The sequence below is a fragment of the Pseudoclavibacter sp. JSM 162008 genome (assembly GCF_041366455.1).
Lineage (GTDB): Bacteria > Actinomycetota > Actinomycetes > Actinomycetales > Microbacteriaceae > Pseudoclavibacter.
Window position 1 is genome coordinate 31643 of record NZ_JBEWYX010000008.1, and the last position, 26437, is coordinate 58079.

Annotated in this window: 22 protein-coding genes; 5 read left to right on the top strand and 17 right to left on the bottom strand. The window is 68.9% G+C overall.

The features are described 5' to 3' along the window. Position 1 precedes the first annotated feature (1 nt). Positions 2-346: a chorismate mutase gene (locus ABVF28_RS08350; RefSeq protein ID WP_371030175.1), complete on the top strand. Its 345-nt coding sequence runs from the start codon at positions 2-4 to the stop codon at positions 344-346. Between the two features lie 167 nt (positions 347-513). On the opposite strand, the gene ABVF28_RS08355 is transcribed toward ABVF28_RS08350, so the two are convergent. From ABVF28_RS08355 to ABVF28_RS08375, 5 genes are all read right to left on the bottom strand, one after another. Next, positions 514-2370, bottom strand: a complete 1857-nt coding sequence (locus ABVF28_RS08355) for an ABC transporter ATP-binding protein (RefSeq protein ID WP_371030176.1) — start codon at positions 2368-2370, stop codon at positions 514-516. Continuing rightward, positions 2367-4292 carry an ATP-binding cassette domain-containing protein gene (locus ABVF28_RS08360; protein WP_371030177.1) on the bottom strand — a complete coding sequence of 642 codons (1926 nt, stop codon included), beginning with the start codon at positions 4290-4292 and terminating at the stop codon, positions 2367-2369. Before ABVF28_RS08360 ends, ABVF28_RS08355 begins: the two co-directional genes overlap by 4 nt. A gap of 199 nt (positions 4293-4491) precedes the next feature. Beyond that, the gene (gene sucD / locus ABVF28_RS08365; RefSeq protein WP_068479974.1) at positions 4492-5376 is read right to left on the bottom strand and encodes a succinate--CoA ligase subunit alpha; all 885 of its coding nucleotides are present in this window, start codon (positions 5374-5376) and stop codon (positions 4492-4494) included. A 32-nt stretch (positions 5377-5408) separates the two neighbouring features. Beyond that, complete coding sequence (gene sucC, locus ABVF28_RS08370; RefSeq protein ID WP_104312680.1) at positions 5409-6578, bottom strand: ADP-forming succinate--CoA ligase subunit beta; 1170 nt, start codon at positions 6576-6578, stop codon at positions 5409-5411. A gap of 165 nt (positions 6579-6743) precedes the next feature. Continuing rightward, entirely contained in the window at positions 6744-9203 is a 2460-nt protein-coding gene (locus ABVF28_RS08375) for an ATP-dependent helicase (RefSeq protein WP_371030178.1), read from the bottom strand. Positions 9204-9261: 58 nt separating this feature from the next. Between ABVF28_RS08375 and ABVF28_RS08380 the strand changes: the two genes are divergently transcribed. Beyond that, a complete protein-coding gene (locus ABVF28_RS08380; RefSeq protein ID WP_179556270.1) occupies positions 9262-10221 on the top strand; it encodes an aldo/keto reductase in 960 nt (319 codons plus the stop codon). Between the two features lie 116 nt (positions 10222-10337). Here the strand turns inward: ABVF28_RS08380 and ABVF28_RS08385 are convergent, their stop codons facing one another. Next, positions 10338-11363, bottom strand: coding sequence for a glycerophosphodiester phosphodiesterase family protein (locus ABVF28_RS08385; RefSeq protein ID WP_371030179.1), 1026 nt, complete (start codon positions 11361-11363; stop codon positions 10338-10340). A 38-nt stretch (positions 11364-11401) separates the two neighbouring features. Between ABVF28_RS08385 and ABVF28_RS08390 the strand changes: the two genes are divergently transcribed. Further along, positions 11402-11821, top strand: a complete 420-nt coding sequence (locus tag ABVF28_RS08390; protein ID WP_104312683.1) for a DUF3054 domain-containing protein — start codon at positions 11402-11404, stop codon at positions 11819-11821. A 108-nt stretch (positions 11822-11929) separates the two neighbouring features. After that, positions 11930-12808, top strand: a complete 879-nt coding sequence (locus ABVF28_RS08395) for a Bax inhibitor-1/YccA family protein (protein WP_371030180.1) — start codon at positions 11930-11932, stop codon at positions 12806-12808. Positions 12809-12888: 80 nt separating this feature from the next. Here ABVF28_RS08395 and ABVF28_RS08400 read toward each other — a convergent pair whose 3' ends face one another. The 9 genes from ABVF28_RS08400 to groES all read right to left on the bottom strand — a co-directional run bounded on the left by ABVF28_RS08400 (position 12889) and on the right by groES (position 23453). After that, a complete protein-coding gene (locus ABVF28_RS08400; protein WP_371030181.1) occupies positions 12889-13779 on the bottom strand; it encodes a hypothetical protein in 891 nt (296 codons plus the stop codon). Between the two features lie 393 nt (positions 13780-14172). Beyond that, positions 14173-15780, bottom strand: coding sequence for a glutamine-hydrolyzing GMP synthase (gene guaA / locus ABVF28_RS08405; RefSeq protein ID WP_179556267.1), 1608 nt, complete (start codon positions 15778-15780; stop codon positions 14173-14175). Positions 15781-15828: 48 nt separating this feature from the next. Then, positions 15829-16368 carry a DUF3817 domain-containing protein gene (locus tag ABVF28_RS08410; protein WP_371030182.1) on the bottom strand — a complete coding sequence of 180 codons (540 nt, stop codon included), beginning with the start codon at positions 16366-16368 and terminating at the stop codon, positions 15829-15831. A gap of 5 nt (positions 16369-16373) precedes the next feature. Then, entirely contained in the window at positions 16374-17324 is a 951-nt protein-coding gene (locus ABVF28_RS08415; protein WP_179556266.1) for an SURF1 family protein, read from the bottom strand. After that, a complete protein-coding gene (locus ABVF28_RS08420; RefSeq protein ID WP_104312688.1) occupies positions 17324-19168 on the bottom strand; it encodes a glycerol-3-phosphate dehydrogenase/oxidase in 1845 nt (614 codons plus the stop codon). The genes ABVF28_RS08415 and ABVF28_RS08420 overlap by 1 nt, the downstream gene beginning before the upstream one ends. Before the next feature lie 92 nt (positions 19169-19260). Next, positions 19261-20385: a GuaB3 family IMP dehydrogenase-related protein gene (locus tag ABVF28_RS08425; RefSeq protein ID WP_371030183.1), complete on the bottom strand. Its 1125-nt coding sequence runs from the start codon at positions 20383-20385 to the stop codon at positions 19261-19263. Between the two features lie 81 nt (positions 20386-20466). Next, positions 20467-21972: an IMP dehydrogenase gene (gene guaB, locus ABVF28_RS08430; protein WP_104312689.1), complete on the bottom strand. Its 1506-nt coding sequence runs from the start codon at positions 21970-21972 to the stop codon at positions 20467-20469. A 131-nt stretch (positions 21973-22103) separates the two neighbouring features. Further along, positions 22104-23042 carry an EamA family transporter RarD gene (rarD, locus tag ABVF28_RS08435; RefSeq protein ID WP_258068284.1) on the bottom strand — a complete coding sequence of 313 codons (939 nt, stop codon included), beginning with the start codon at positions 23040-23042 and terminating at the stop codon, positions 22104-22106. 117 nt (positions 23043-23159) lie between these two features. Beyond that, a complete protein-coding gene (gene groES, locus ABVF28_RS08440) occupies positions 23160-23453 on the bottom strand; it encodes a co-chaperone GroES (protein WP_068479200.1) in 294 nt (97 codons plus the stop codon). Positions 23454-23591: 138 nt separating this feature from the next. Here groES and ABVF28_RS08445 point away from each other — a divergent pair, with 138 nt between their 5' ends. Further along, complete coding sequence (locus ABVF28_RS08445; protein WP_371030184.1) at positions 23592-24782, top strand: methyltransferase domain-containing protein; 1191 nt, start codon at positions 23592-23594, stop codon at positions 24780-24782. 11 nt (positions 24783-24793) lie between these two features. On the opposite strand, the gene ABVF28_RS08450 is transcribed toward ABVF28_RS08445, so the two are convergent. Next, entirely contained in the window at positions 24794-25516 is a 723-nt protein-coding gene (locus ABVF28_RS08450) for a hypothetical protein (RefSeq protein ID WP_371030185.1), read from the bottom strand. A gap of 101 nt (positions 25517-25617) precedes the next feature. Beyond that, positions 25618-26361 (bottom strand): hypothetical protein, encoded by a 744-nt coding sequence (locus ABVF28_RS08455; RefSeq protein WP_371030186.1) that lies wholly within the window; start codon positions 26359-26361, stop codon positions 25618-25620. Positions 26362-26437 lie beyond the last annotated feature (76 nt).

Genomic DNA, 26437 nt, shown 5'->3' on the forward strand with positions numbered 1-26437 from the left:
AATGACTGGATCAACAGGCCCGCACGACATGACCGGCATCCGCGCCGCGATCGACTCCCTCGACGCGCAGATCGTCGCCCTCATCGGCCAGCGGCAGCGCTGGGTGGAGCGTGCAGCCGTCGCGAAACGAGGGCAGGACCAGGGCGCCGTTCGCGCTCCGGTGCGTGTGGAGCAGGTCATCTCCAAGGTGCGCTCGCTTGCCGAGTCGGCCGACGCGTCACCTGACGTCGTCGAGGCCACCTACCGCGCCATGATCGGTGCCTTCATCGAGCTCGAGCTGCGAGAGCAGGCCGGCGAGGCCCTCAACTCCGACTGGGACTCCGACTCGGACTCGGACTCGGCCTGACCAACTTCCGGGATCGCTCAACCCGCGGGCGAGCGAAGACGCCCCAACGGCGCCATCCATCACGCAAGTTGGCCAGGCCCGCGGCGGCGACCCGTGGGCGCGCGCGGCGTGCGGAGCGGCGAAGTGGCGTGCAGACGGGGTGCAGCTGCCGATGCCGCCGCGGCTGCTCAGCGCTCGAGGAGCTGCTGGAACGGGCCGCCCGCGTGGCGCAACCGCTCGGGCGAGCCGACCTCGACGATGCGGCCAGCGTCGAGGACGAGCACCCGGTCGGTGTCGCCGAGCGTGTCGATGCGGTGGCTGATCTCGAGGATGCTACGTCCAGCGGCCCACGCGGCGAGGCGCTCACGGACGGTCTGCTCGGTGGCCGCATCGAGCGCGCTGGTCGCCTCATCGAGCACCAGCAGCTGCGGGTCGGCCAGCACGGCTCGCGCGATCGCGACGCGCTGGCGTTGTCCGCCGGAGAGCCCGCCGCCGCGTTCCCTGACGGGGGTGTCGAGACCCTTCGGCTGCTGCAGCACCCACTCGTCGAGTGCTGCGACGCGCAGCGCGGCGAGGATCTCCTCGTCGCTCGCGTCGAGCTTCGCGAGCGACACATTCTGGCCGACCGTGCCGTCGCTCAGGTAGGGACGCTGCGGGACGAGGGCCGTACGGGTTCGCAGTTCGTCGAGCGTGATGTGCTGCAGCGGCTCTGGCGCGACGTCGGCGTCGCGACGGAGCGAGACCACCCCTCCGAGTGGGTCCCAGAATCGCAGGGCGAGGGAGGCGATCGTCGACTTGCCGCTTCCGGACGGGCCGACGACCGTCAGGTGCTCGCCGGTGCGCAGGTCGAAGGTGATGTCGTCGAGCACGACCCGGTTGGCGGAGGCGAGGGCTTCTGGATCGGAGCCGACTCCCGCCGGATACGCGAAGGTGACTCCATCGAAGGCGAGGGCCACCGGATGCTCGCGGTGCTCCTCCCGGACGGAATGGGCGTGGCCAGTTCCACGCGTCTGCGCGCGTGCATCCGTGACGATCGGCGACCGTTCGATGACCTCGTACAGGCGAGCGGCGCTTGCGAACGACGCGTTGAGGTCGGTCACGAAGCTCTCCACGGCTCGGGTCGGCACGAAGAGGCCGATGGCGACGGCGAGGGCGACGAGCAGCTGCGACCAGGTCAGGTCACCGGCCACCACTGCCGAGCTTCCGATGAGGAGGGCAGTGAGCACGGACCCCCACTGGAGGACGACGACAAGCGCGCCGCGCGCGGCGGAGATGCGGGACGCGAGCGACGACGAGCGAGCACCAGCCTCACCCCGCGCATCCAGATCGTCGAGGCGCGCTTCCGCATACTCGAAGGCCAGAATCTCCCGGGCTCCCTGCACGGAGTCGCTCACGTGCTGGGCGACGACGCCCTTCGCGGCGACGGCCTCCTGCGAGGCGCGCCAGCTCGTGCGGCCACCAAGCGCCGGGACGACGAGCACGACGAGCACGACGAAGGGGGCGATCGCGAGCGCGAGTGCCACCCCCTGTGTGACGCCGAGCCACGTGAGGGCGATGCCCGGGACGAGCACCGCTGAGATGGCTGGCGGCGCGGTGTGGGCGAAGAAGACTTCGACGCGGTCGATGTCGCGCGTGGCTCGCTCGCTGAGCTCCCCGCTGCCGGCTCCCTCCGTGGCCGCGGGCGATTGAGGCGCGAGCCGGGCGTAGAAGAGATCTCGCAGTCGAGCGAGCGCGGCGAACGCCACGAAGTGTCCGCTGAACTGCTCGAGGTAGCGCAGCACAGCCTTCGCCAGCGCGAGGCCGACCATCGTCACGACGGTGGCCGAGAGCGAGAGCCCGCCGGAGACGCCGATCACCGCGACGACGAGGATCGCGATGCCGGCCAGCTGACCGACGACCCGCAGCACGGTCGCCAGGGCGAGCGGCCACAGCAACGGCGCTGTCTGACGCAGCAGCCATGCGACCAGCTGCCCCCTGTTCGGCCGCTGTGGGGTGGACTGCTGCGGAACCGCTGGGGGCTGCTGTGCGTTCGTCGCCGCGTTCATGCGCGCTCCCCCGTTCGGGCAACGCTCGCGGAACCCCCTGGTTTCGCGCTCACCGCACCATCGCTCGCGGCGGATGCAGCGGGTGGGGCATCGACCGGTGCGTGTGCGTCGGGTTCGACGGATCCGAGACGCACGACGCGGTTCGCCGCAAGGATGCTCGTCGGCCGGTGAGACACCATGATCACGGTCCGCCCCTCGGCAAGGTTGCTCAATGCGCGCGTGATGAGCCGCTCTGAGCGCAGGTCCACCTGGGCTGTCGGCTCGTCGAGGAGCAGCACGCTCGCGTCGCGGAGGAATGCCCTCGCGATCGCGACGCGCTGCGCTTGGCCGCCGGAGAGCGCGAGTCCGCTCTCGCCGACCTGCGTCGCGAGTCCGTCTGGCGCACGCTCGAGGTCGCCGCGCAGCTCAGCCGCTTCGAGCGCGGCCCACAGCTCGTCGTCGCTTGCGCCCGGCTTCGCGACCCGCAGGTTCTCCGCGACGGTGCCGGTGAAGAGGAACGTGCTCTGCTCGACGACGGCGAGCTCGGCGCGGGCGTCTGCGCTTCCGGCGGGCGCTCCACCGACGAGAACCTTCCCTTCGCGAGGGGCGAGCAGCCCCTGGGCCAGGGTCAGCAGCGTCGACTTTCCCGAACCGCTTGGCCCCGTGATGACGATCCGCTCACCGGCCTCGACGCGGAGCGAGTAGTCGGTGAGGATGTTCGGCGCCTGGTCGTAGCCCGCGGTGACGCCCCGAAGTTCCAGGGCGGCGGGTCCGCCCGCGGCTGCGGGCTCACCTGTCGCTGTTCGTTCTGCAGGCCTGCCCGGCCGCGTGGCGATCGCGGCGCTCAGCTCCCGCTCGGCGCTCCGGCCCGTCATGCCGATGTAGAAGAACTGTCCGACGATGTCGACCGGCCCTGTCAGCAAGGTCGACAGAAGCACGATCGCGACTGCCTGCCCCGGCGTGATCGCGCCGTCGCCGAGGCGCCACACCGCGAGCGCGGCGGCGCCCGTGATCATGGCGAGCGAGAAGACGGCGTCGACGGCCAGGATCAGCACCTGGTTGCCTGCGAGCAGGCGCATGACGTTGCGCCGGTTCTGCTCGCCGCGGACCCGGAGCTCGTCCCCGACGCGCGTCGCCGCGCGGTTGAGGGTGAGCGTCGTGAGTCCCTGGATGGCGTTGAGGAACGCGGCGGAGAGCTGCGCGGCGCTGCGCCGGTAGGCGCCGGTCGAGGAGCGGAACGCCCGCTGCACGCCGATGATGATGAGTGGGATGAGCGGGACGAGCAGCAGCAGCAGCCCGGCGGTGAGCGGGTCGATCGCAACCGCGATGACAAGCAGCACCAGGAGGGGCGTGGTCAGCGAGGCGATGATCGGCCCGAGGAAGCCCGCCCGGTAGGCGGCTGCTCGTTCGACGGATGCGGTGGCGGTGCTCACGAGCGCTCCCGTGCGCTCCCTCCCGAGCGCCAGGGGCCCGACGGTGAAGAGCTCGCCGACGAGGAGGCGTCGGAGGTCACGTTCGGTCGTGCTCTTGCTGCGCTGGACGAGGATCGTCGAGCCCGCTGCGGTGGCCGCGGCGACGAGGACCAGGACCACGAGCAGCCCGATGACGCCCCCGCTCGGCGACGCACCCGCGAGAACGCCGTCGAGGACGCGCCCGACGAGCAGGAGCGCGCTTGCCAGCGCGAGGGCCTGGAGCCAGCCGAGCGCGAGGGGCCCGGCGATGCGGGACCGCGGGGTCGCCGCGACGATGCGCGGGTCCAGCGGGACGGACGCGGCACCAGGGTGTCCGCCAGGGTGTCCGCCTGGCCGGCCCCCAGGATGGCCTCCTGGTGTTCCGGCGGGGCGCCCGCCTGGGTGGGGGCCGGGGCGCGCCCCGGGACGCCCGCCCGGATGCGCTCCGGCGTGACCGTGCGGTCGTGCGGGGGCCGACTCTGGTCGTGACACGTGCATCCTGTCTCGGATCCTGGCCCGTCGGCGTGAATCCGGCGGAAGTTCAAGTGCGCGACGCGACGCGGGGGCGTCGAGTCGCGGTGAGACGAATGGGCTGCAGCCCGTGTTTCCACGGGGCTACAGCCCACTTCGTCGTGTGCAGAGCTGCTGCTCTGCGCTGGTTGCGAGGCGCCTCGCGGCGCCCGGCCGCTCGCTAGAGCGCTGCGTAGACCTCGCGAAGGAGGTTGGCCGTCTCGGTGGGCGTCGTGCCCACGCGAACGCCAGCGGCCTCGAGGGCCTCCTTCTTCGCCTGAGCGGTTCCCGCGGAGCCGGTGACGATGGCGCCGGCGTGGCCCATGGTCTTGCCCTCGGGGGCCGTGAAGCCTGCGACGTAGCCGACGACCGGCTTCGTCACGTGTGCCTTGATGTACTCGGCCGCACGCTCTTCGGCGTCGCCACCGATCTCGCCGATCATGACGATCGCCTTCGTGTCGGGGTCAGCCTCGAACGCCTCGAGGGCGTCGATGTGCGTCGTGCCGATGACGGGGTCGCCACCGATGCCGATGGCGGTCGAGATGCCGAGGTCGCGGAGCTCGTACATCATCTGGTACGTGAGCGTGCCCGACTTCGAGACGAGGCCGATGGGGCCAGCACCGGTGATGTTCGCGGGCGTGATGCCGGCGAGCGACTTCTCCGGCGAGATGATGCCGGGGCAGTTCGGGCCGATGAGGCGGGTCTTGCCGACGCTCTGCGCGTGCGACCAGGCCTCAGAGGAGTCCTTGACCGGGATGCCCTCGGTGATGGCCACGGCCAGCGGGATCTCCGCGTCGATGGCTTCGATGATGGCGTCCTTGGCGAAGGCCGGCGGCACGAAGATGACGGTGACGTTCGCGCCGGTGGCCTCGATGGCCTCCTTCACGGTGCCGAAGATGGGGAGTTCCTTGCCCGCGAGCTCGAGCGTCTGCCCGGCCTTGCGAGGGTTGGTGCCGCCGACGATGTTGGAGCCGGCTTCGAGCATGCGCGTGGCGTGCTTGGAGCCCTCCGAGCCGGTGATGCCCTGAACGATGATCTTGGAGTTCTCGTCGAGGAAGATCGACATTGTTGTTCCTTCTCTGCTTTTCTTCTGGCGACTCAGGCGCGGGCGGCGAGTTCGGCGGCCTTGTCGGCTGCCTCGTCCATGGTGGCGACGACGGTCACAAGGGGGTGGTTCGCCTCGGCGAGGATGCGACGGCCCTCCTCGACGTTGTTGCCGTCGATGCGGACGACGATCTGCTTGGTGGCTGCGTCGCCGAGCGTGTTGAGGGCGCCCACGATGCCGTTGGCGACCGCGTCGCACGACGTGATGCCGCCGAAGACGTTCACGAAGACCGACTTGACCTGCTCGTCGCCGAGGATGACGTCGAGGCCGGCGGCCATGACCTCAGCGGATGCTCCGCCTCCGATGTCCAGGAAGTTGGCGGGCTTCTGTCCGCCGTGCTTCTCGCCTGCGCCAGCGACGACGTCGAGCGTCGACATGACGAGGCCTGCGCCGTTTCCGATGATGCCGACGGAGCCGTCGAGCTTCACGTAGTTGAGGTCGTGCGCCTTGGCCTTGACCTCGAGCGGGTCGAGTCCGCCTGCCGCCTCGGCGAGCGCGACGTGGTCGGCGTGACGGAACTCAGCGTTCTCGTCGATCGTGACCTTGCCGTCGAGTGCGACGATGTCGCCGCCCTTGGTGAGCACCAGCGGGTTGACCTCGACGAGCGTCGCGTCTTCCTGGTTGTACACCTCGTAGAGCTTGACGAAGACGTCGGCGACCTTCGCGACGAGCTCTTCTGGGAAGTTCGCGGCGCGCGCGATCTCTTCCGCCTTGGCTGCGTCGATGCCGCGGATGGGGTCGACGGCGATGCGCGCGAGGGCCTCAGGCTTCTCGACAGCGAGCTGCTCGATCTCCATGCCGCCTTCAACGCTCGCCATGGCGAGGTAGGAGCGGTTGGCACGGTCGAGGAGCACGGAGAAGTAGAACTCCTGGTCGATGTCCGCACCCTGCGCGATCATGACCTTCTCGACGATGTGGCCCTTGATGTCGAGGCCGAGGATGGCCTCCGCAGCGGTGAACGCCTCATCTGGGGTCTTCGCGAGCTTGACGCCGCCGGCCTTGCCTCGACCGCCGACCTTGACCTGCGCCTTGACGACGGTCACGCCGCCGATCTTCTCGGCTGCGGCCTTCGCCTCCTCGGGCGTGTAGGCCACGAGTCCCTGGAGAACTGGAACACCGTGGGCGTCGAATACATCTCGCGCCTGGTACTCAAAGAGATCCACGTTTCATCCCATCCGCGACGCGTCGTCGCGTTCGTTCGCCCGAGCCTTCGGATTCTCGCGCTCGAGCCTTCAGAATTTGCAGAGCGGACCGCATCGCCGGCAGGCAGTGTGTGCCCGCCACCCGGCTAAACACGTCCGCCCTCCAGCCTAGTGCCCGCACGCGCCTCAGTTGGTCAGCTTCTCGATCGGCGCGAGCTTCACGAGCAACTTCTTACGCCCGGCACTGTCGAAGTCGACCTCCGCGATGCGCTTCGCCTCGCTGCCGAGGATCGCGCGCACCGTGCCCTCGCCGAAGTCGACGTGCGAGATGCGATCGCCGGCGACGAGCTCCATGCCGCTGTTGTCGCGCATCTGTCCCGTGACCTCGTTGATCCACTTCTGCTTCGGCTTGGCCTTGGGGGCCGTCTCGCGACCCGCATCCGAGTCTCGGAAGCGGACCGCGCTGGAGAAGCCGGCGCTGCCCGCGTCAGAGGAGCTCCTGCCGTAGCCGCCCGCCGTTCCGTAGCCTTCGCTGCCGAGCGGCTTGCGTGCTGAGGTGACCGATCGCTGCTCGTAGCCGCCACGGCCGCCTGCGGCACCGGGCGAGACCCGCCACTCGATGAGCTCCTCGGGAATCTCCTGCAGGTAGCGACTCGGGAGCGAGGCGGCCGTCTCGCCGAACTGCGAGCGCATCATCGCCAGCGAGAGGTGGAGGCGCTTGCGGGCGCGCGTGATGCCGACGTAGAACAGGCGTCGCTCTTCCGCGGGGCCGCCCGGCTCGTCGGCGGCGATGCGGTGCGGCAGCAGCTCCTCCTCGACACCCGTGATGAAGACCGAGTCGTACTCGAGCCCCTTCGCGGTGTGGAGCGTCATCAGCACAACCGCGCCTGACTCGTCGATGAGGTCGTCTGCGGCTGCGACGAGCGCGACGTCGGTGAGGAAGTCGATGACCGAGCCGCCAGCGTTGTTCTTGTCGAACTCGGCTGCGACCGAGATGAGCTCTTCGACGTTCTCGGCACGCGCCTCGTCCTGCGGGTTGCCGGTCTGGAGCAGCTTCTCGAGGTAGCCGGTGCCCTTGACGATCGTCTTGAGCGTCTGGCTCACGGTCTTGCGTCCCGTCGGCGAGTCGATGTCGAGGCCGGCCGTCGCGTCGTCGAGCAGCTTCGCGAGCTGCGCGATCGCGCCGGTGACCTTCGGCCCGAGCCCGAGCTCGCCGGCACGCCGCATGGCGTCGCGGAAGGTGATGCCGTACCTGTTCGCGAAGTCCCAGATCGCCGTCTCGGTGGCTGGGCCGATCGAGCGCTTCGGGGAGTTGAGGATGCGTCTCGTCGACAGCTCGTCCGCCGGGTTGACGAGGGCGGTCAGGTACGCGATGAGGTCCTTGATCTCGGCGCGCTCGTAGAACTTCGTGCCGCCCACCAGGCGGTACGGCACGGCGGAGCGGATGAAGATCTCCTCCAGCGCACGCGTCTGCGCGTTGGTGCGGTAGAAGACGGCCATGTCGTTGTAGCTCTGGCCGGCGTCGCGGAGCTTGTGGATCTCATCGGCCACGAACTGCGCCTCGTCGTGTGCCGAGAACCCGGTGAAGCCGACGATCTTCGCGCCCTCGCCGCCGTCGGACCAGAGCTTCTTGTCGACGCGGTCGAAGTTGTTGCGGATGACGGCGTTGGCTGCCGAGAGGATGTTCTGCGTCGAGCGGTAGTTCTGCTCGAGCAGCACGACCTTGGCGTTCGAGAAGTCGCGCTCGAACTCGCTGATGTTGCGGATGTCGGCACCGCGGAAGGCGTAGATCGACTGATCGGAGTCGCCGACGACCGTGAGCGATGCGCCGGGGATTCCGCCGCGCTCGTCGAGCTCCATCCGGGTGTCGAGCGGCACGTGCTGCGGCTCGACGGGCCTCGTGAGCTCCCGGATGAGCGAGTACTGGGCGTGGTTCGTGTCCTGGTACTCGTCGACGAGCACGTGACGGAACCGTCGCTGGTACTGCGCCGCGACGTCGGGGAAGGCGCGCAGCATCCACACCGTCTGCGAGATGAGGTCGTCGAAGTCGAAGGCATTGGCGCGGCGCAGCGACTGCGTGTACTGCCGGTAGATGTCGAGGAACATGGCGTCGCGGGGGTCGCTCATGTTGGCCTGGCGGGCGAACCCGTCGACGTCGGTGAGCTCGTTCTTGAGCTTCGAGATGCGCGACTGGACGCTCGAGACCGTGAACCCGAGCACATCAGCCTCGAGCGACTTCACGATGCGCTTGATGAGCGCCTTCGAGTCGGCGGAGTCGTAGATGGTGAAGCTCGTGGTGAAGCCGAACTTGTCTGCCTCGCGGCGCAGGATGCGCACGCAGGCCGAGTGGAACGTCGAGATCCACATGCCATCCGCAGCACCGCCCACGATGTGCTGGATGCGCTCGCGCATCTCGGCGGCGGCCTTGTTGGTGAAGGTGATCGCGAGGATCTGGCTCGGCCACGCCTCACGGGATGCGATGAGGCCGGCGATGCGGTGGGTGAGCACCCGCGTCTTGCCGGAGCCCGCACCCGCCACGATGAGCAGCGCGGGGCCGCGGTAGGTGACGGATTCCTTCTGTTGCGGATTGAGTCCGTCAAGGAGGTCGTTTTCAGAGGGATCGAAGACTGGTGGCAGTAGCGTCATGACTCGTTGATTGTAGGTGCGGCCACCGACATCGCGTGGGCCGCAGAAGGGAATCACCTTGACCACGCAGCTCTCCCCCGCCCGCCGCGCGCTCGGCGGCACGCTCTCCGTCTCCCCCGTCGCGCTCGGCGGCAACGTGTTCGGCTGGACCGCCGACCGCGACGCGTCGTTCGCGATCCTCGACGGCTATGTCGAGGCCGGTGGCAACTTCATCGACACCGCCGACGTCTACTCGGCCTGGATCCCCGGCAACTCGGGGGCCGAGTCCGAGACGATCATCGGCGAATGGCTCCGCTCGCGCGGGCGTCCGGAGGATCTGGTCATCGCGACCAAGGTCGCCCAGTTCGCCAAGCGGCCCGGACTCAGCGCCGACAATGTGCGTGCAGCGGTCGACGACAGCCTCAAGCGCCTCGGCGTCGAGCAGATCGACCTCTACTACGCGCACCGAGACGACCCGGAGACGCCCATCGCCGAGACGGCGGGGGTCTTCTCCGAACTCGTCGATGCCGGCAAGATCAAGGCCATCGGCGTCTCCAACTACTCGCCGACCCGTCTGCGCGAGTGGCTCTCCGCCGTCGAGAGCCACCGACTGCACCAGCCCACTGCGCTGCAGCCCGAGTACAACCTCCTCGAGCGCGACATCGAGGGCGAGCTCCTGCCCCTGGCACGCGAGGCCGGCCTCGGGGTCGTCCCGTACTTCGCGCTTGCGCACGGCTTCCTGACCGGGAAGTACCGCAAGGACGTCGAGGTCGACTCGGCCCGTGCGAGCTCCGTGGAGCAGTACCGCACCGATCGCGGCTACGCGATCGTGGATGCGGTTGCGGACATCGCGCAGGCCCACGGCACCCAGCCGGGAACGGTCGCGCTCGCCTGGCTCGCAGCTCAGCCCGGCGTCGTGTCCCCGATCGCCAGCGCCCGCACCGCTGAGCAGCTGCCGCTCATCACGGACGCGTTCACGCTCGCGCTCACCGACGACGAGCTGCGGACGCTCGACCGCGTCTCCGCGCAGGTCGCCTAGGCGCAGTCAGCGCCCGCTCGCTCCTCGCTCGAGCAGAGAGGTGCGAGAGATGCAGGTTCTCGGTCGCGGGAACCTGCATCTCTCGCATGTCTTGTCCGTGCGGCCGGGTCCGAGCGCTACGCGCGCGGCGTCTGCGCATCGACGAGCGCGCGGACGCGGTCGGGCGCATCCGCGAAGACGCCGTCGACACCCGTGCGCAGGATGCCCCGCCAGTACGCCTCGGGGCACCCCTCGAACGTCGTCGGCAGGAACGCGTCCTCCGGACGCAGGGTCCACGTGTACACCCCGAGGCCGCGCGCGTGAGCTCGCTCGACGAGCCTGCGACCCGCCTGGGGATGCGCGGCGCTCGCCTCGTCGCGCACCCCGAGCAGCAGGTGGCTGAGGCTGATGCCGTCCGCCCACCCCGCAACCGCATCCAGCCCCGGCCCCGTCAGGTCGCTGGCGTAGCTCTGCGCGCGGGAGCCGTCCCGCGCGAGCCGATCGTGCGGGGCCCCCTCGTCGTCGATCAGGTAGACCAGCGATGCGTCCGCCGCGATGCCTCGCCGCCGAAGGTCGCGCAGCACCTCGCCCTCGAAGCTCTCGATGACGAGTCCCTCGAGCGCGGGTAAACCCCACAGCCCGACCAGCTCGCGTTCGAGCAGCGCAGCCAGATCGAACCCGAGCTCGCGGAACCAGCTCGCGTGCTTGAGCTCGATCACCAGGCGTGGCCGTGCTCCCGCCGCGGTCCGCTCGTGCTCCACCAGCTCGACGAGCTCGCGAAGCCGCATCAGCGCCGACGTCCCGTCGCAGAGGGCATTGGCGGGGCGGATGTGGGGGATGCGCTCGACCGCCCGCAGCGACCCGAGCTGTTCCCACGTGAAGTCATGCGCAAACCAGTCGGTGAGCGACCCGTCCGGTGTCGAGCGGGTGCGAGCGGGCCCGAACTCGGTTGGGCGTGCGGCGATGTCGGTGCTCGCCCCGAGCATGGGCTCGTGGCGGATGAGGAGCACGCCGTCGCGAGTCGGGACGACATCCGGCTCGAGCGCATCGGCGCCCTGCCGCACGGCGAGGAGGTACCCCTCGGCCGTGTGCTCTGGCCGGTACGCGGGGGCACCGCGGTGGCCGATGACGAGGGGACACTTGTGCTGGCTTGGCGCGTTCACGCGCGCAGTGTGCCGGACCCAGGCGTACGGTTGGTGTCATGCGGCGAACACGTTCGGTCTATCGCGCTGGCGGCGGCTACGCGCTCCCCCTCATCGTCGATCTCCTCCTCGTCGTGGTGTTCGCGGTCATCGGCCGGATGAGCCACGCAGAGGGCCTCTCCCTTGCGGGAATCGTGACGACCGGCTGGCCGTTCGTCCTGGGCCTGCTTCTCGCCTGGGTGCTCGTGACGCTCTTCCGGTGGAAGCCCTGGCGCCCGTTCCCGGCCGGCGTCTTCGTGTGGATCGTGACCGTCGGCGGCGGGATGCTGCTGCGCCTCATGATCGGCGACACCGCCGAGGTCGCCTTCATCATCGTCGCCTCTATCGTGCTCGGCGCGTTCCTGCTCCTGCCGCGACTGCTGCTCGGCACGGGCCGCGACGCCCGCTCGACGAGCGACGCGAGGACCGCCGTCCGCTGAGGGCGCACACCTCCAAGTCGTATTCACGAACTCTTTCGTTAGAATCCCGGCAACCCCGTCTCTGGCGGGCATCTTGACCTTCGAGACAGAACGGACTCACGGACAGCCATGGCGAATTCCGCGCTAGAACGCAACCCCTACTTCAACGGGGAGGCACGCAGGCAGCACGGCCAACAGTTCGGCCAGGCGCCCACCGCTCCCTCCTACGGCAACGCACCGTCCGCGTCGGCCTACGGGCAGCAGCCTCCCGCGCCGCTCACGGCCGACCAGCTGAACGCACAGTTCCAGGCACCGCCCGCGACACCTGACCAGATGGAGCGGATGTCCTACGAGGACACCATCGCGAAGACCGCTGGCCTCTTCGGCATCGTGCTCGTCGCGGCTGCTGTGGCCTGGTTCGTGCCGATGCTCATGATCGCCGGCGCGATCGGCGCGCTTGTGCTCTCGCTCGTGCTCGCGTTCCAGCGCGAGCCCAAGACGGGCCTCATCTTCGCGTTCGCCGCGGCAGAGGGCCTCCTGGTCGGTGGCCTCTCCTCGATCCTCGAGGGGATGTTCCCGGGCATCGCCATGCAGGCCGTCCTCGCGACGTTCTCCGTGGTCGCCGTGACCCTTGTGCTGTTCCGCTTCGGCAAGGTCCGCACCTCGCCCCGAATGACGAAGATCGTGCTCGTCGCGATGCTCGGCTACGCGCTCTTCTCCCTCATCAACTTCGGCATGATGATGTTCGGCTTCGAGAGCGAAGCAGGCCCGTGGGGCATGCGCTCCATGGAGGTCTTCGGTATCCCGCTCGGCGTGATCCTCGGCATCTTCGCCGTCCTCATGGGCGCGTACATGCTCGTCATGGACTTCGAGCTCATCAAGAACGGCGTCGAGGGTGGCGCTCCCCGCAAGTACGGCTGGATCGGTGCGTACAGCCTCGTCTCCACCGTCGTCTTCATCTACGTGGAGATCATCCGCGTGCTGGCCATCCTGCGAGGCAACAACTAGCGCAGGACATCCCCTGGGATGTGAGAAGGGCCGCTCCGAGAGGAGCGGCCCTTCGTTCGTCTGACGTGCGGTGCGTGGCGTTACCGGCGCGCCGGCAGCGTCCGGTCGTCGAACCCCGCTTCGGGATCGACGTCGAGCAGGTACAGCTCGTCTTCACCGACGAGCTTGTTGCGCACGGCGTAGTCCACGAGTCGAGCGCGACGGTTGGTGGCGTAGGAGCGAGCCCCTCCGCGGAGGCCTTCCACGCCGATGCGGTCGAGCTTCTCGCACACGTTGTCGAGCTTGCGGTTGAAGGCGGTGACGGTCCAGCCGAGGCGTTCAGCGGCGCGAGCGCTCGTGGGGATGTCGCCGAGGCCGTGCTCGCCTCGCAGCAGGACCGATTCGCAGAGCGCGAGCAGCAGGAGGCGCTGTGCGGGGGTCAGCGCGATGTGCGTCAGCTCGCGCCCGGCGGTCTCCGGAGCTGAGCCGGGGCCGCCCGGCAGATCCATGTACACCGGTGAGGCGGCGTGCACCTTGACCTCGTACTGGCGCTCGCCGGCGGAGAAATGGATGCTCGTGCGTTCGAAGACGATCGGAAGGTGCGCGCCTGGCAACAACCGCCCCTGGACGCGCCCCGAACCGTCGACGACACTGAGCGTCATCCGGGTCCCGATGTTGGACACGAACCAGAGCCCATCCTTCGCGGCGATGCGGAGCAGCTTGCGGTGCAGGAACGGGTTCGCGTCGAGGCGGATGTCGGCGTCGCGCCCGATCTCGATGCGCTCGCCTGGCCGCACTGACGCCCACTGGCCCTGGTATTCGACGGAGAGCCCATGGTCGGGGTCCGCCTCGAGGAGCTGACCCGCGGCGTCCTGCAGCAGCTCATGGTCGACGAGATGACCTGAGGTCGAGTCCTCGCCCTGGGGCGTCGAGATCAGCCCTGTGTCGGCGGGTACCTGGGGAAGCGGGTCGGCTGGGAAGCGTGGTGCCATGTCGCGAACTCTCTGAGCGGGGAGGTGAAGTTGCACATCTGGGAACCCCTCAACCATGCCACCACCCAACGAGCATCACTAGCCACGATTCGCCCAGGTAACAGGCATTTTCTCCCGTCCGGGCACCCGAGGTTCCCGGCTCGGAAATCCGGAATCCCTGGCTCGGAAACCGAAAACCTTTCGCCTCCTCGGTTTTGATCACCCGAACCAGGCATTTATGTCCGGGCACATTTGCCCGGGGCGTTGCACCCGGACACCGGTCGCTCGCCGCCGCGCCGCGAGCTCCGGAACGCTGGTGTCGCGCTTCTGCTCAGATTTCACCCGATTTGGCACAGAATGCACGAACGGGGATGCACGATGTGCATCCCCGTCCGGCTCAGCTCTCGCTGAGGACTACTCCCACTCGATGGTTCCCGGCGGCTTCGACGTCACGTCGAGCACCACGCGGTTCACGTCGTCGACCTCGTTCGTGATGCGGTTCGAGATGCGCGCGAGCAGATCGTAGGGCAGACGCGTCCAGTCGGCCGTCATGGCGTCCTCGCTGGAGACGGGACGCAGCACGATGGGGTGCCCGTAGGTGCGACCGTCACCCTGAACGCCCACCGAGCGGACGTCGGCGAGCAGCACGACCGGGCACTGCCAGATCTCCGTGTCGAGCCCGGCCGCGGTCAGCTCCTGGCGCACGATCGCGTCTGCCTCGCGCAGCAGATCGAGCCGCTCCTGCGTGACCTCGCCGATGATGCGGATACCGAGCCCCGGGCCAGGGAATGGCTGGCGAGCGACGATGGGCTCCGGTACTCCGAGCTCGCGGCCGACAGCGCGGACCTCGTCCTTGAAGAGCGTCCGCAACGGCTCGACCAGCTCGAACTGCATGTCCTCCGGCAGGCCGCCCACGTTGTGGTGGCTCTTGATGTTGGCCGTGCCGGTGCCGCCGCCGGACTCGACGACGTCAGGATAGAGCGTGCCCTGGACGAGGAAGCGGATGCGCTCCCCCGACTCTTGCGCTTCCTTGATGAGGTCGACCTCGGCCTGCTCGAAGCTGCGGATGAACTCGCGGCCGATCGTCTTGCGCTTGTCCTCCGGGTCGGTGATACCCGCGAGTGCCGTGAGGAACTGCTCGCGTGCATCCACCGTCACGAGGCGCACGCCGATCGCGTCGACGAAGTCCTCTTCGACCTGACGGCGCTCGTCCTGACGGAGCAGGCCGTGGTCGACGAACACGCACGTGAGCTGGTCGCCGACGGCCTTGTAGACGAGGGCGGCGGCGACGGCGGAGTCGACACCACCGGAGAGGCCGCAGATGACCTTGGCGTCGCCGATCTGCTCGCGGATACGTGCGACCTGCTCGTCGATCACCGACGCGGGGGTCCAGTCGCTGGGAATGCCGGCGGCTCGGTGCAGGAAACCCTCGAGGAGCGCCTGACCGTGCTCGGAGTGCAGCACCTCGGGGTGCCACTGCACCCCGTAGAGGCCCCGCTCAGTGTTCTGGAACGCCGCCACGGGGGTGTCCTCCGTCGTGGCGAGCACCGTGAAGCCCTCGGGCGCGCGGGCGACCGAGTCGCCGTGGCTCATCCACACCGTCTGGTCGTCTGGCTGACCGTCGAGCAGGCTCGACTCGCCGCCTGCGAGCTTCACCGCGGTGGAACCGTACTCACGACGACCGGTCTTCGCGACCTCGCCACCGAGCTGCGTCGCCATGACCTGGAAGCCGTAGCAGATGCCGAGCGTCGGCACTCCGAGGTCGAGGATGCCCGAGTCGAGCGACGGAGCCGCCTCGGCGTACACGCTGGAGGGGCCGCCCGAGAGGATGATGCCGACGGGGTTCTTCGCGGCCACCTCCTCGGCCGAGATGGTGTGCGGCACGATCTCGGAGTAGACGCTCGCCTCGCGAACGCGCCGAGCGATGAGCTGGGCGTACTGCGCGCCGAAGTCGACGACGAGCACTGGGCGCTGATCTGTCGACTGCTGCGGAGCTGTGGCCTGCGGGTCGGTGGTTGCCATGGACACCTTTCGGGTGGTGCGGAGAGTGCGGCTGGGAAAGTTGGCGCGTCAGTTCGCGCGGCGCTGGTGCTCGGCGAGTGACTGCTGCACATCGCTCTCGAGCTGCTCGCGTTCCGACTCGCTCAGGCTCGCCTCGAAGTCGCGGAGCTTCTGCTCCTCACCGGCGGCGGCGAGTCGCTGTTCTTCTCGCAGCACGAGGTCGCGCTTCGCTCGTCGCGACATGAACCACTCGGTGACGAACGACAGGAACGGCACGACACCGCCAGCCGCCATGGCGAGGAGCCAGACGATGGGCCAGCGCATCTGCTGCCAGAGCACATAGGAGGCGACGAGGTACACGACGTAGAACCAGCCGTGCACGACGAGCACCCACAGGCTCAGGTTGAGCGCGGTCGTCGTGCCCTCCTGGACCAGCGCGATGACCCCGAACGGGCCGAACGCCTCGACCTCGAGGTGGAAGGCGTACTTGAGGAACATCTCGATGCACAGCAGGAGCAGGAGGATGCCGGTCACGTACGCCGTCACCTGATAGAAGCGGAGCGCCCGTCGGAAACCGGGGTTGGCGTTCAGGAGGGCGTCGTGAGGCATGGCCTCTAGTCTAGGCGAAGGGCCTCGCCCTTCGTTCGCTCGTCGAGCATGGCCTTGAGCCGGTCGCGCTTGAGCTGCTCGGCGAGCACGCTCGGCGCCTCGGCCGCTTCACGGCGCTCCTTCTCGTACTCGTCGCGGGCGAGCCGCCACCACATGAAGATCGCGAACCCGGCGAAGAGCGCCCACTCGATGGCGTAGAAGATGTTCAGCCAGTTGAGCTGCGGAGCCTCGAGGGCCTGGGGCGTGATGGCCTCGAGCTCCCCGCTGCCAGAAGCTGGACCGAGAACCGCCAGCATCGAGGGCTCGTCGAGGCTCACGTAGATGCCGTAGTTCTGCGCGGCCGGCTCTGCCCAGCGGTTGATGAGGTGCGTCGGCGCCATTGCGGTGAGCGCCTGCGCGTCGTCACCGCGATTGACCTGCGGCGCCTGCCCGTACTCGAGCCTGCCGGAGAGCTCGAGCTCTCCATCGCCCGCCGAGGCTTGCAGCCTCGTCGCCAGCTCGGTCGCCGAAGCCGCATCCTCCGTCCACCCGACCGCGACCGCAAGCCCCGGGGCCACCTCAGCCGCACCGGACCCGCCGGCCTCGTCATCCGTGACCGCCACGTGTCCGATCACCCAGTAGCCGAGCCGCTCCCCTTGGAGTCGTTCGGCGACGACATCGAAATCGCGGGCATCCACGACACCGGCGAACGTGACCTGCCGGCCGACGGCCGCATCAGCAACCCGCTGCTGCGGCTGCGCCAGCTCTCCGAGACCCACGGGCGGCTGCGTCGATTCCTGGGCGACGGTCCTGCCGTGCTCCAGTGAGAGGAACGCGGATTCCAGCTGCCAGCGCCCGAGCCACGCGAAGACCGACGCGACGACGAGTGCGAGGGCAAGCACGCCCAACCACTTGGGGCGCACGAGCACTCGACCCATCGACGGCGGCGCGGGATGAGCGCTGGCAGCTTCGGACATCAGGACTTCTGGGCGTCCTTCGACTCGGCCTTGACCGTCGCGGCCTCGACGTCTGCAGTCTCGTCGACCTCGATCATCGGCAGAGCCGGAGCAGTTCCGAAGGGCGTGTTGTCACCGGCGTGGCCGAGGACCGAGTCGATGTCGGGAGCTTCGAGGCGGATGCGGTCGGCTGACTCGTCGTCGGGCTGCTCCTGGCTCGCGATCTCTGCCGCCACTCGCTCGACGTAGGTGTCGATCTCGCGCTGGGTGCGCTCCTCGTCCCACCCGAGGGCGTCCGCCATGAGACGCGCGGCGACCGGAGCCGCCGAGATGCCGCGGTCCCACGCCTCGATGGAGATGCGGGTGCGGCGCGCGAGCACGTCGTCGAGGTGCAGGGCACCTTCGTGGGTCGCCGCGTACGTGATCTCCGCCTGCAGGTAGTCGTCGGCACCGGGCATGGGCTCCGCCAGCTTCGGGTTCTGACGGATGAGGTCGAGGATCTCGTCCGTGAGCGTTCCGTAGCGGTTGAGGAGGTGCTCGATGCGCACGCGGTGCAGGCCGAAGGCGCGGGCGATCTTCCCGCGACGGTTCCAGGCGGCCTTGTAGCCGACGGCGCCGAGCAGCGGGATGTCTTTGGTGGTGGAGGCGGGGATCTTGCCGTCGAGCGCATCCGCTGCCGCGTCGATCGCGTCCTTCGCCATGATGCGGTAGGTCGTGTACTTGCCACCGGCGATGAGCACGAGGCCGGGCACGGAGTGCGCAACCATGTGCTCGCGGGAGAGCTTCGAGGTCTCATCCGACTCGCCGGACAGCAGCGGTCGAAGGCCCGCGTAGACGCCCTCGACGTCGGCTCGGGTGAGCTTCACCGCGAGGACCTCGTTGACGTGCTTCAGGATGTAGTCGATGTCGGCGGCCGTCGCGGCGGGGTGCGCCTTGTCGAGCTTCCAGTCGGTGTCCGTCGTGCCGATGATCCAGTGGCGACCGTTCGGGATGACGAACAGCACGCTCTTCTCCGTGCGGAGGAGGAGGCCGGACGCCGACTGGAAACGGTCGCGGGGCACGACGAGGTGGACGCCCTTGGAGGCGCGGACCCGGAAGGAGGCGCGCTCGCCGACCATCTTGTTGGTGTCGTCGGTCCAGACTCCGGTGGCGTTCACGACCTGCTTCGCACGGATCTCGAAGCGCTCGCCGGTCTCGAGGTCGACGACCTGGGCGCCGACGACGCGCTGGCCGACCTTGAGGAAGCCTTCGACTCGCACGCGCGGCGCGACGTGGGCGCCGTAGAAGGATGCCGTGCGGGCGAGGACCGCGACGAACCGCGCGTCGTCGACGCCCGCGTCGTAGTAGGTGAGCCCGCCCGAGAACGAGTTCTTGGACAGCCCGGGAGACATCTTCGCGACCTGGCTGCGCGTGTAGTGGCGATGCATGGGCACGCCCGGCTTGACCTCTCCGGTCTTCGCGAAGAGGTCGTACATGAGCATGCCGGCGCCGATGTAGAAGCGCTCGAGCGGGTTCTTCAGCGGGTAGAGGAAGCGGATGGGCTTCACGAGGTGAGGGGCGAGGCGCTGCAGGAGCAGACCGCGCTCGAGCAGCGCTTCGCGCACGAGGCCGAAGTTCATCTGCTCGAGGTACCGGATGCCGCCGTGGATGAGCTTCGACGAACGGCTCGATGTGCCGGAGGCGAAGTCGCGCGCCTCGACCATGCCGACGCTGAGGCCTCGGGTGACGGCATCGAGTGCGGCACCCGCACCGACGACGCCGCCGCCGACGACGAGCACGTCGAGGTTCTTGGTCTTGAGGGACTCGATCGCCGCAGCACGTTCCTGCGGGCCGAGCTTGTCGCTTCGAGAGACGCTGTTCGCCATAACCTGCTCCTCGTTCTCAGTTGCCGCTTGTAGGGGAAGTCTGAACGCTCAACCTTTGACCGAGCCGTCAGCCGGCCCGACCGCGGCTCCGGCTAGGCCGTCGGCGTGTAGGGGGCAACGACCATCTCGGCGCGCTGGAACTCCTTGAGTCCCGAGTAGCCGGTCGTCGCCATCGAGTGGCGGAGGGCTCCCGTGAGGTTCGAGATGCCGTCGGCGCTGTCAGCGGGGCCCGCGACGATCTCCGCCATGGGAGCCACCTGCCCGACCTGCACGCGGTTTCCGCGCGGGAGCTTCTCGTGGCGCGCCTCGGCACCCCAGTGCCAGCCGCGACCAGGCGCATCCGTCGCACGTGCGAGCGCCGCGCCGATCATGACCGCGTCGGCGCCGGAGGCGATGGCCTTCACGAGCTCACCGGACGTGCCGATGCCGCCGTCCGCGATGACGTGCACGTAGCGTCCGCCCGACTCGTCGAGGTAGTCGCGTCGAGCACCCGCGACGTCGGCGATGGCCGTCGCCATGGGGGCGTGGATGCCGAGCACGCGACGCGTGGTCGACGCCGCTCCGCCGCCGAAGCCGACGAGCACGCCGGCGGCGCCCGTGCGCATGAGGTGCAGGGCGGCCGTGTACGTCGCGGCCCCGCCGACGATGACGGGCACGTCGAGCTCGTAGATGAACTGCTTGAGGTTCAGGGGCTCCTGGTTGTGCGAGACGTGCTCGGCCGACACGGTCGTGCCGCGGATGACGAAGAGGTCGGTGCCTGCCTCGAGCACATCGTTCATGAACTGCTGCGTGCGCTGCGGGGAGAGCGCACCTGCCGCGGGCACACCGGCCTCGCGAATCTGCTGCAGGCGCTCCTTGATGAGCGTGCCCTTGACGGGCTCGCGGTAGATCTCCTGGAGCTTGGCGGTCGCCTGCTTGGCAGGCAGATCCGCGATCTGCGCGAGCAGCGGGGCCGGGTCGTCGTAGCGAGTCCACAGGCCCTCGAGGTCGAGCACGCCGAGGCCGCCGAGCTTGCCGAAGCCGATCGCCGTCTCGGGCGACATGACCGAGTCCATGGGAGCTGCGATGAGCGGGATGTCGAACGTGAACGCGTCGATCTTCCACGTGATGGAGACATCCTCCGGGTCACGGGTTCGCCGCGATGGCACGATCGCCACATCGTCGAAGGAGTACACGCGGCGGGCTCGCTTTGCGCGGCCGATCTCGATCTCAGTCACCTGCCTAGCCTAGCCCTCCCCCGTGCCCGCTGCTGCGGCGCGGCGGCGGGGAGACCCCGACGCGCCACGCCGCTGCGACAGCTAGCGACGGTAGTTCGGCGCTTCCGACACCATCTGCACGTCGTGCGGGTGCGACTCCTTCAGCCCCGCGGGCGTGATGCGCACGAAGCGCCCCTTCGCCTTGAGCTCGGCCACCGTGCGAGCGCCGACGTAGAACATCGACTGACGCAGGCCACCCGTGAGCTGGAACACCGACTGGCGGATGGAGCCGCGGTACGCGACCTTGCCCTCGATGCCCTCCGCGATGAGCTCGTCGTCGCTCGGGACATCCGCCTGGAAGTAGCGGTCCTTCGAGTACGACGTGCGCTCGCCGCGCGACTGCAGGGCGCCAAGGGAGCCCATGCCGCGGTAGCTCTTGAACTGCTTGCCGTTGACGAAGATGAGATCACCGGGCGACTCGTCCGTGCCAGCGAGCAGCGAGCCCACCATGACGGCCGACGCGCCCGCGACGAGCGCCTTCGCGATCTCACCTGAGTACTGCAGTCCGCCGTCCGCGATGACCGGCACGCCCGCGGGAGTCGCGGCGAGCGACGCCTCGTAGACGGCCGTGATCTGCGGCACGCCGACGCCGGCGACGATGCGCGTGGTGCAGATGGAGCCGGGACCGACACCGACCTTGACCGCGTCAGCACCCGCATCCACGAGCGCCTGCGCGCCCTCGCGCGTCGCGACGTTGCCGCCCACGACCTGCACGTGCCCGATGACCGGGTCGCTCTTGAGGCGCCGGATCATGTCGAGCACGCCCGCGGACTGGCCGTTGGCCGTGTCGACGACGAGCACGTCGACCCCGGCCGCCACGAGGCGCTCTGCGCGCTCCCAGCCGTCGCCGAAGAAGCCGATCGCGGCTCCGACGCGCAGTCGCCCGGCGTCGTCCTTCGTGGCGTTCGGGTACTTGTCGCTCTTGTCGAAGTCCTTCACCGTGATGAGCCCGGCGAGCTTGCCCTCGTCGTCGATGAGCGGGAGCTTCTCGATGCGGTGCTTGCCGAGGAGCTTGTAGGCGTCGTCGCCCGAGATGCCGACGGGCGCCGTCACGAGCCCCTCACCGGTCATGACCTCGTGCACGCGCGTCGAACGCTTCTCGGACTCCGGGACGAAGCGCATGTCGCGGTTCGAGATGATGCCGACGAGCTTGCCGGTGACCTCGTCGACCACGGGGAGGCCGGAGACGCGGTACTGCCCGCAGATCTCGTCGACCTCCGCGACGGTCGCGTTCGGCGTCGTCGTGACCGGGTTCGTGACCATCCCGGACTCGGACCGCTTGACTCGATCGACCATCTCGACCTGGTCGTCGATCGACAGGTTGCGGTGCAGGATGCCCATGCCGCCCTGGCGCGCCATGGCGATCGCCATGCGAGCCTCCGTGACCGTGTCCATCGCCGCCGACACGAGCGGGACGCGCAAGGTGATGCCGCGCGTCAGCTGCGTCGTCGTGTCGACCTCAGACGGGATGACGTCGGTGTGCCCCGGGAGCAGCAGCACATCGTCGTAGGTCAATCCGGTGAAGCCAAAGGGGTCCGACTCGGTCATTACGCTCCAGGAGGTATCTGGGATGCGCCGCTCGGCGGCATCCGCGTGTGTGGGGAAACAGCTCAGTGGTGGTGGAACAGCGCGAACCGCGGACGCATTCCCGGGACGTCCCACTCCGCGGCCCTCGGGCCTCAGCCCCGTGTCGGCGGACCGAGCTGGTCAGCCACCGAGGGAATCCTGGCGCCAAGTCTAGCCGTCCGGACGAGGTCGATCGTGAAGAGGATGAGCGCGACCCAGACGATCGCGAACCCGATCCACCGCTCCAGCGGCATGGGCTCCGAGAAGACCGCGACGGCGAGCACGAACTGGAGGATCGGCGCGATGTACTGCATCAGTCCGAGCTCGATGAGGCGAAGGCGTCTGGCCGCCGCGGCGAAGAGGAGCAGCGGCACGCTCGTCACCACACCGGCGAAGAGGAGGACGCCCGTGTTCACCGCCGACACCGTGCCGAACGTGATCCCGCCGCCGAACAGGATCGTCCAGACGAGGCAGATCGCTCCGATGGGGAGGATCAGGGTCGTCTCGACGGCGAGCCCGCTCAGCGCGTCCGCCTGCACACCGACCCGCTTCTTCACGAGACCGTACAGCCCGAACGTCATGGCGACGCCGAGGCCGAGCCAGGGGATGCGGCCGTAGCCGAGCGAGATGACCAGGACGGCGACGAGCGAGAGGCCCACCGCAACCCACTGCAGCGGGCGCAGCCTCTCGCGGAGGAAGACGAGCCCGAGCGCAACTGACACGATCGGGTTCAGGAAGTAGCCGAGCGCGGCATCCAGCGTGTGCCCGGTGGCGACGGCCTGCACGTAGAAGAGCCAGTTCGCGGAGACCAGGACCCCGGCCACGCCGAGGCCGAGCACGACCCGCTTCTTCGAGATGAGTTCCCGGAACGGACGCCATGCGCGCATGACGAGCACGCCGAGCAGACAGAACACGACACTCAGGATGATGCGCCACGCGATGAGCTCGACAGGTGTCGTCGGAGCGGTCGCCACGACGTAGAGGGGCATGAACCCCCAGAGCGCATACGCGCTGAACGCCAGCCAGAGGCCGGACCGAGGAGATTCCGTCACCTCGCGATCGTACGCCCGAGCCGAGCTCCGGATGCACGAATGGCGCCCACCCGGAGGTGGACGCCATTGCGAGCCAGTCAGTCCCGAAGGACCTGGCAGTCTCAGTGGAGCTGGAGACTAGACGATCTTCGCGAGGATGTCGCGAGCCGAGAGCACGAGCAGCTCTTCGCCGCCGTACTTGACCTCGGTTCCGCCGTACTTGGAGTAGATGACCTTGTCCCCGACCACGAGGTCGAGCGGCACGCGGTTGCCGTTGTCGTCGATGCGGCCGGGGCCGACTGCGACGACTTCGCCCTCCTGGGGCTTCTCCTTGGCGGTGTCCGGAATCACAAGACCCGAAGCCGTGGTCTGCTCGGCCTCGACCTGCTTGATGACGATGCGATCCTCGAGCGGCTGAATGTTCACCGACACGGTTGACCTCTTTCTCAGCGATAGGAAGTTCAGAATTAGCACCCTCCCCATGAGAGTGCTAACTCCGAGTGTAGGGGCGATCCGGCGAGGGTTGCAACGCGGCGCCGTCTTCGGGCGTACGCCGGTAGCGTAGTGAACGTGCAGCGCGACGAACTCCTGGCCCTCCTCACGCCCGAGGCGATGACGCTGCTCGACGACGCCCCGGCCGTCGCGTCGTCCGCAGACGCGCTCGCGCTCGTGACGCGGCTCCGTGCCGCCGGCGGATCGCCCGCGACCGTCGCCGCCGTGGTGACGCAGGCGAAGCTGCGGCGTCGCGCGCTCGCCAAGTTCGGGCCCTTCGCCGAGCGGATGCTCTTCACCGACGCCGGGTTGCAGCAGGCGACCAGGTTGCAGGTCGCTGCCCACCACGCAGACCGGTTCCGTCGAGCGGGCGCGGTCAGCGTCGCCGACCTGGGCTGCGGCATCGGCGCCGACTCGATGGCGTTCGCCTCGCTCGGGCTCGAGGTGACCGCCTACGACCTCGACGAGGTCACGGCGGCGATCGCGGCGCACAACCTCGCACCGTTCCCCAACGCCGAGGTCAAGCACGGCAGGGCGGAGGAGGTCGACCTCGGCCGCTTCGACGCGCTCTGGTTCGACCCGGCTCGGCGAACGACCAGCGGCGGAAGCACCGCGCGGCACTTCGATCCCTCTGATTGGAGCCCGGCGCTCGACTTCGTGTTCGCGGCTGGCCGCGAGCGCCCTACAGGCGTCAAGCTCGGTCCTGGCATCGACCACTCGTACCTGCCGGAGGATGCCGAGACCCAGTGGGTGTCGTCTGGCGGCGACCTCGTCGAGGCGACGGTGTGGATGCACGACGCCGCGCGCGCGGGCATCCGCCGGTCGGCGCTGGTCATCGGCAAGCAGGGGGCGACCGAGCTCACCAGCAGCGAGGACGTGCACGATGCCGAGGTCGGCGAGCTCGGGGCCGTGCTCTACGAACCCGACCCGGCGATCATCCGCGCCCGCCTCATCGGCGACCTCGCGCGGTCGCTCGAGGCCACCATGATCTCCGAGAGCATCGCGTGGATGACGGCGGACACCTTCGCACCCTCCCCGTTCGCGAGCGCCTTCTTGGTCCGCGAGGTGCTCCCCCTGCATGTGTCATCGCTGAAGAGCGAACTGCGAAAGCGCGATATCGGCGTGCTCGAGATCAAGAAACGCGGCGTCGACATCGACCCGGCGGAGTTCCGGCGCAAGCTGGCACTCAAGGGAGCCAGCTCCGCCGTGCTGATCCTCACCAGGATCGGCGACAAGCGAGTCGCGATCCTCGCCGATCGCCTGGGCTGACGGACAAGACCTCAGACGGTCAGGACGACGATGAGCGTCGCAAGAGCGACCAGCACGGCCAGTCCACCGGTGATGAGGCCCACGATCCCGAGCGTGCGCCCGAGACCCTTGGGCGCACGGAGCCCGGCGATACCGAGCCCGACGGCTCCGAGGCCGAACACGAGCGAGACGATGTAGGCCCACCCCGGGAGCAGGAGGAGAAGAAGCGAGAGCGCGCCGAGTGCGACCGCGATGATGCCGAGCACGGGCGCTGGCGCCTTTGGCTGCTGCCCGTAGCCTTGCCCACCGAACTGCTGACCGGGCTGCTGGCCGTATTGCGCCTGCTGAGCGGAACCGAACTGTCCCTGCTGCGGCGCGCCGTACTGCGGCTGGCCGTACTGCCCCTGTTGCGCCGGAGCACCGAACTGCGGCTGCCCGTACTGGTCGTGCTGGGGTGCGCCGTAGGCCTGCTGCGCTGGAGCCTGCTGGGCAGACGGCGCCTGCTGCTCGTAGCCCGTGTACCCGGGCTGCTGCTGACCGTAGCCGCCGTCGCCGTGGCCATAGCCTGGCTCCCGACCGTAGCCGCCAGGCTGCTGACCGAACTGCTGCCCTCCCGGCTGCGCCTGCCCATACTGCTGGGACTGGTCGTATGGCTGCTGCCCGTAGGGCGCCTGCCCGTTCTGGGGCTGACCATTGTGGGGCTGCCCACCCTGGTGAGGCTGCTGAGGGTACTGGGGGCCGTTCGGGTCAGACATGGTGTCCTTCTCAGTCGTCGACAAGGCTGCAGGTGCTGCTCAAGCTTAGAGTGCGGGCGGAGACTTCCGCCCGCACTCCGGCCGGTTCTGTCAGCTGGTGATCAGTATCCGTATCCCGACATCTCGTTCAGGAACAGCGCAGCGCCGGCAATAAAAATGATGCCGACGATGGCCGAGATGACGATCGCGGCGATCGAGACCCAGAAGCCCCAGGTGCGGATCGCTCCGGCCTGCGGTTCGCGCTTCTTCGCCATGATCGCGCAGATGAGGCCTGCGACACCGAGCGGGAGCCCGAGGTAGAACTGGCCGAGGAGCCCGAGCAGGACGCCGACTCCACCGAGGGAGAGTCCGACGATGCTGAGCGTGCGCTTCGGCATCGCCGACTGCGTCGGGTAGCCGGGAGTCGCATAGCCCTGCGTGGCGCCGTAGCCCTGCGGCTGTCCCGGTCCCTGTCCCGGTCCCGGTCCAGGCGCGGACCCGTACGCGGGCGCCTGTCCTGCTGAAGGGGCCTGGGAGTACGGAGCTGCGCTGGGCGCGGCAGCAGGCTCACTCGGCGGCGTGTAGCTCACCGATCCTGAAGTGGCCGACCCGGACGCGGCTGGCGGCGTGTACTGGCTGCCCGCGGCAGAAGGCGGCGTGTAGTCGCCTCCCGAGGACGAGGGAGCCGAGGAGTCCGTGCCGGACGCGGCCGGCGGCGCGTAGTCGGTTCCCGAAGCTGCGGGTGCCGAGTAGTCCACGGACTCCGCGGGAGGCGTGTAGGCGGCGGGCGCCTCGTACTGGGGAGGCGTGTTCCCGTCGTCGGGAAGCTTGGGCTTGTCTCCTGGGACCTGGTTGCTGTCGCTCATTGCGGAGCTCCTTCCGGTTCACCGCTCTCGCGGTGTTGTTGGCTGGTGTTCACGTGCGTGGAGCAGGCGAGGGTGC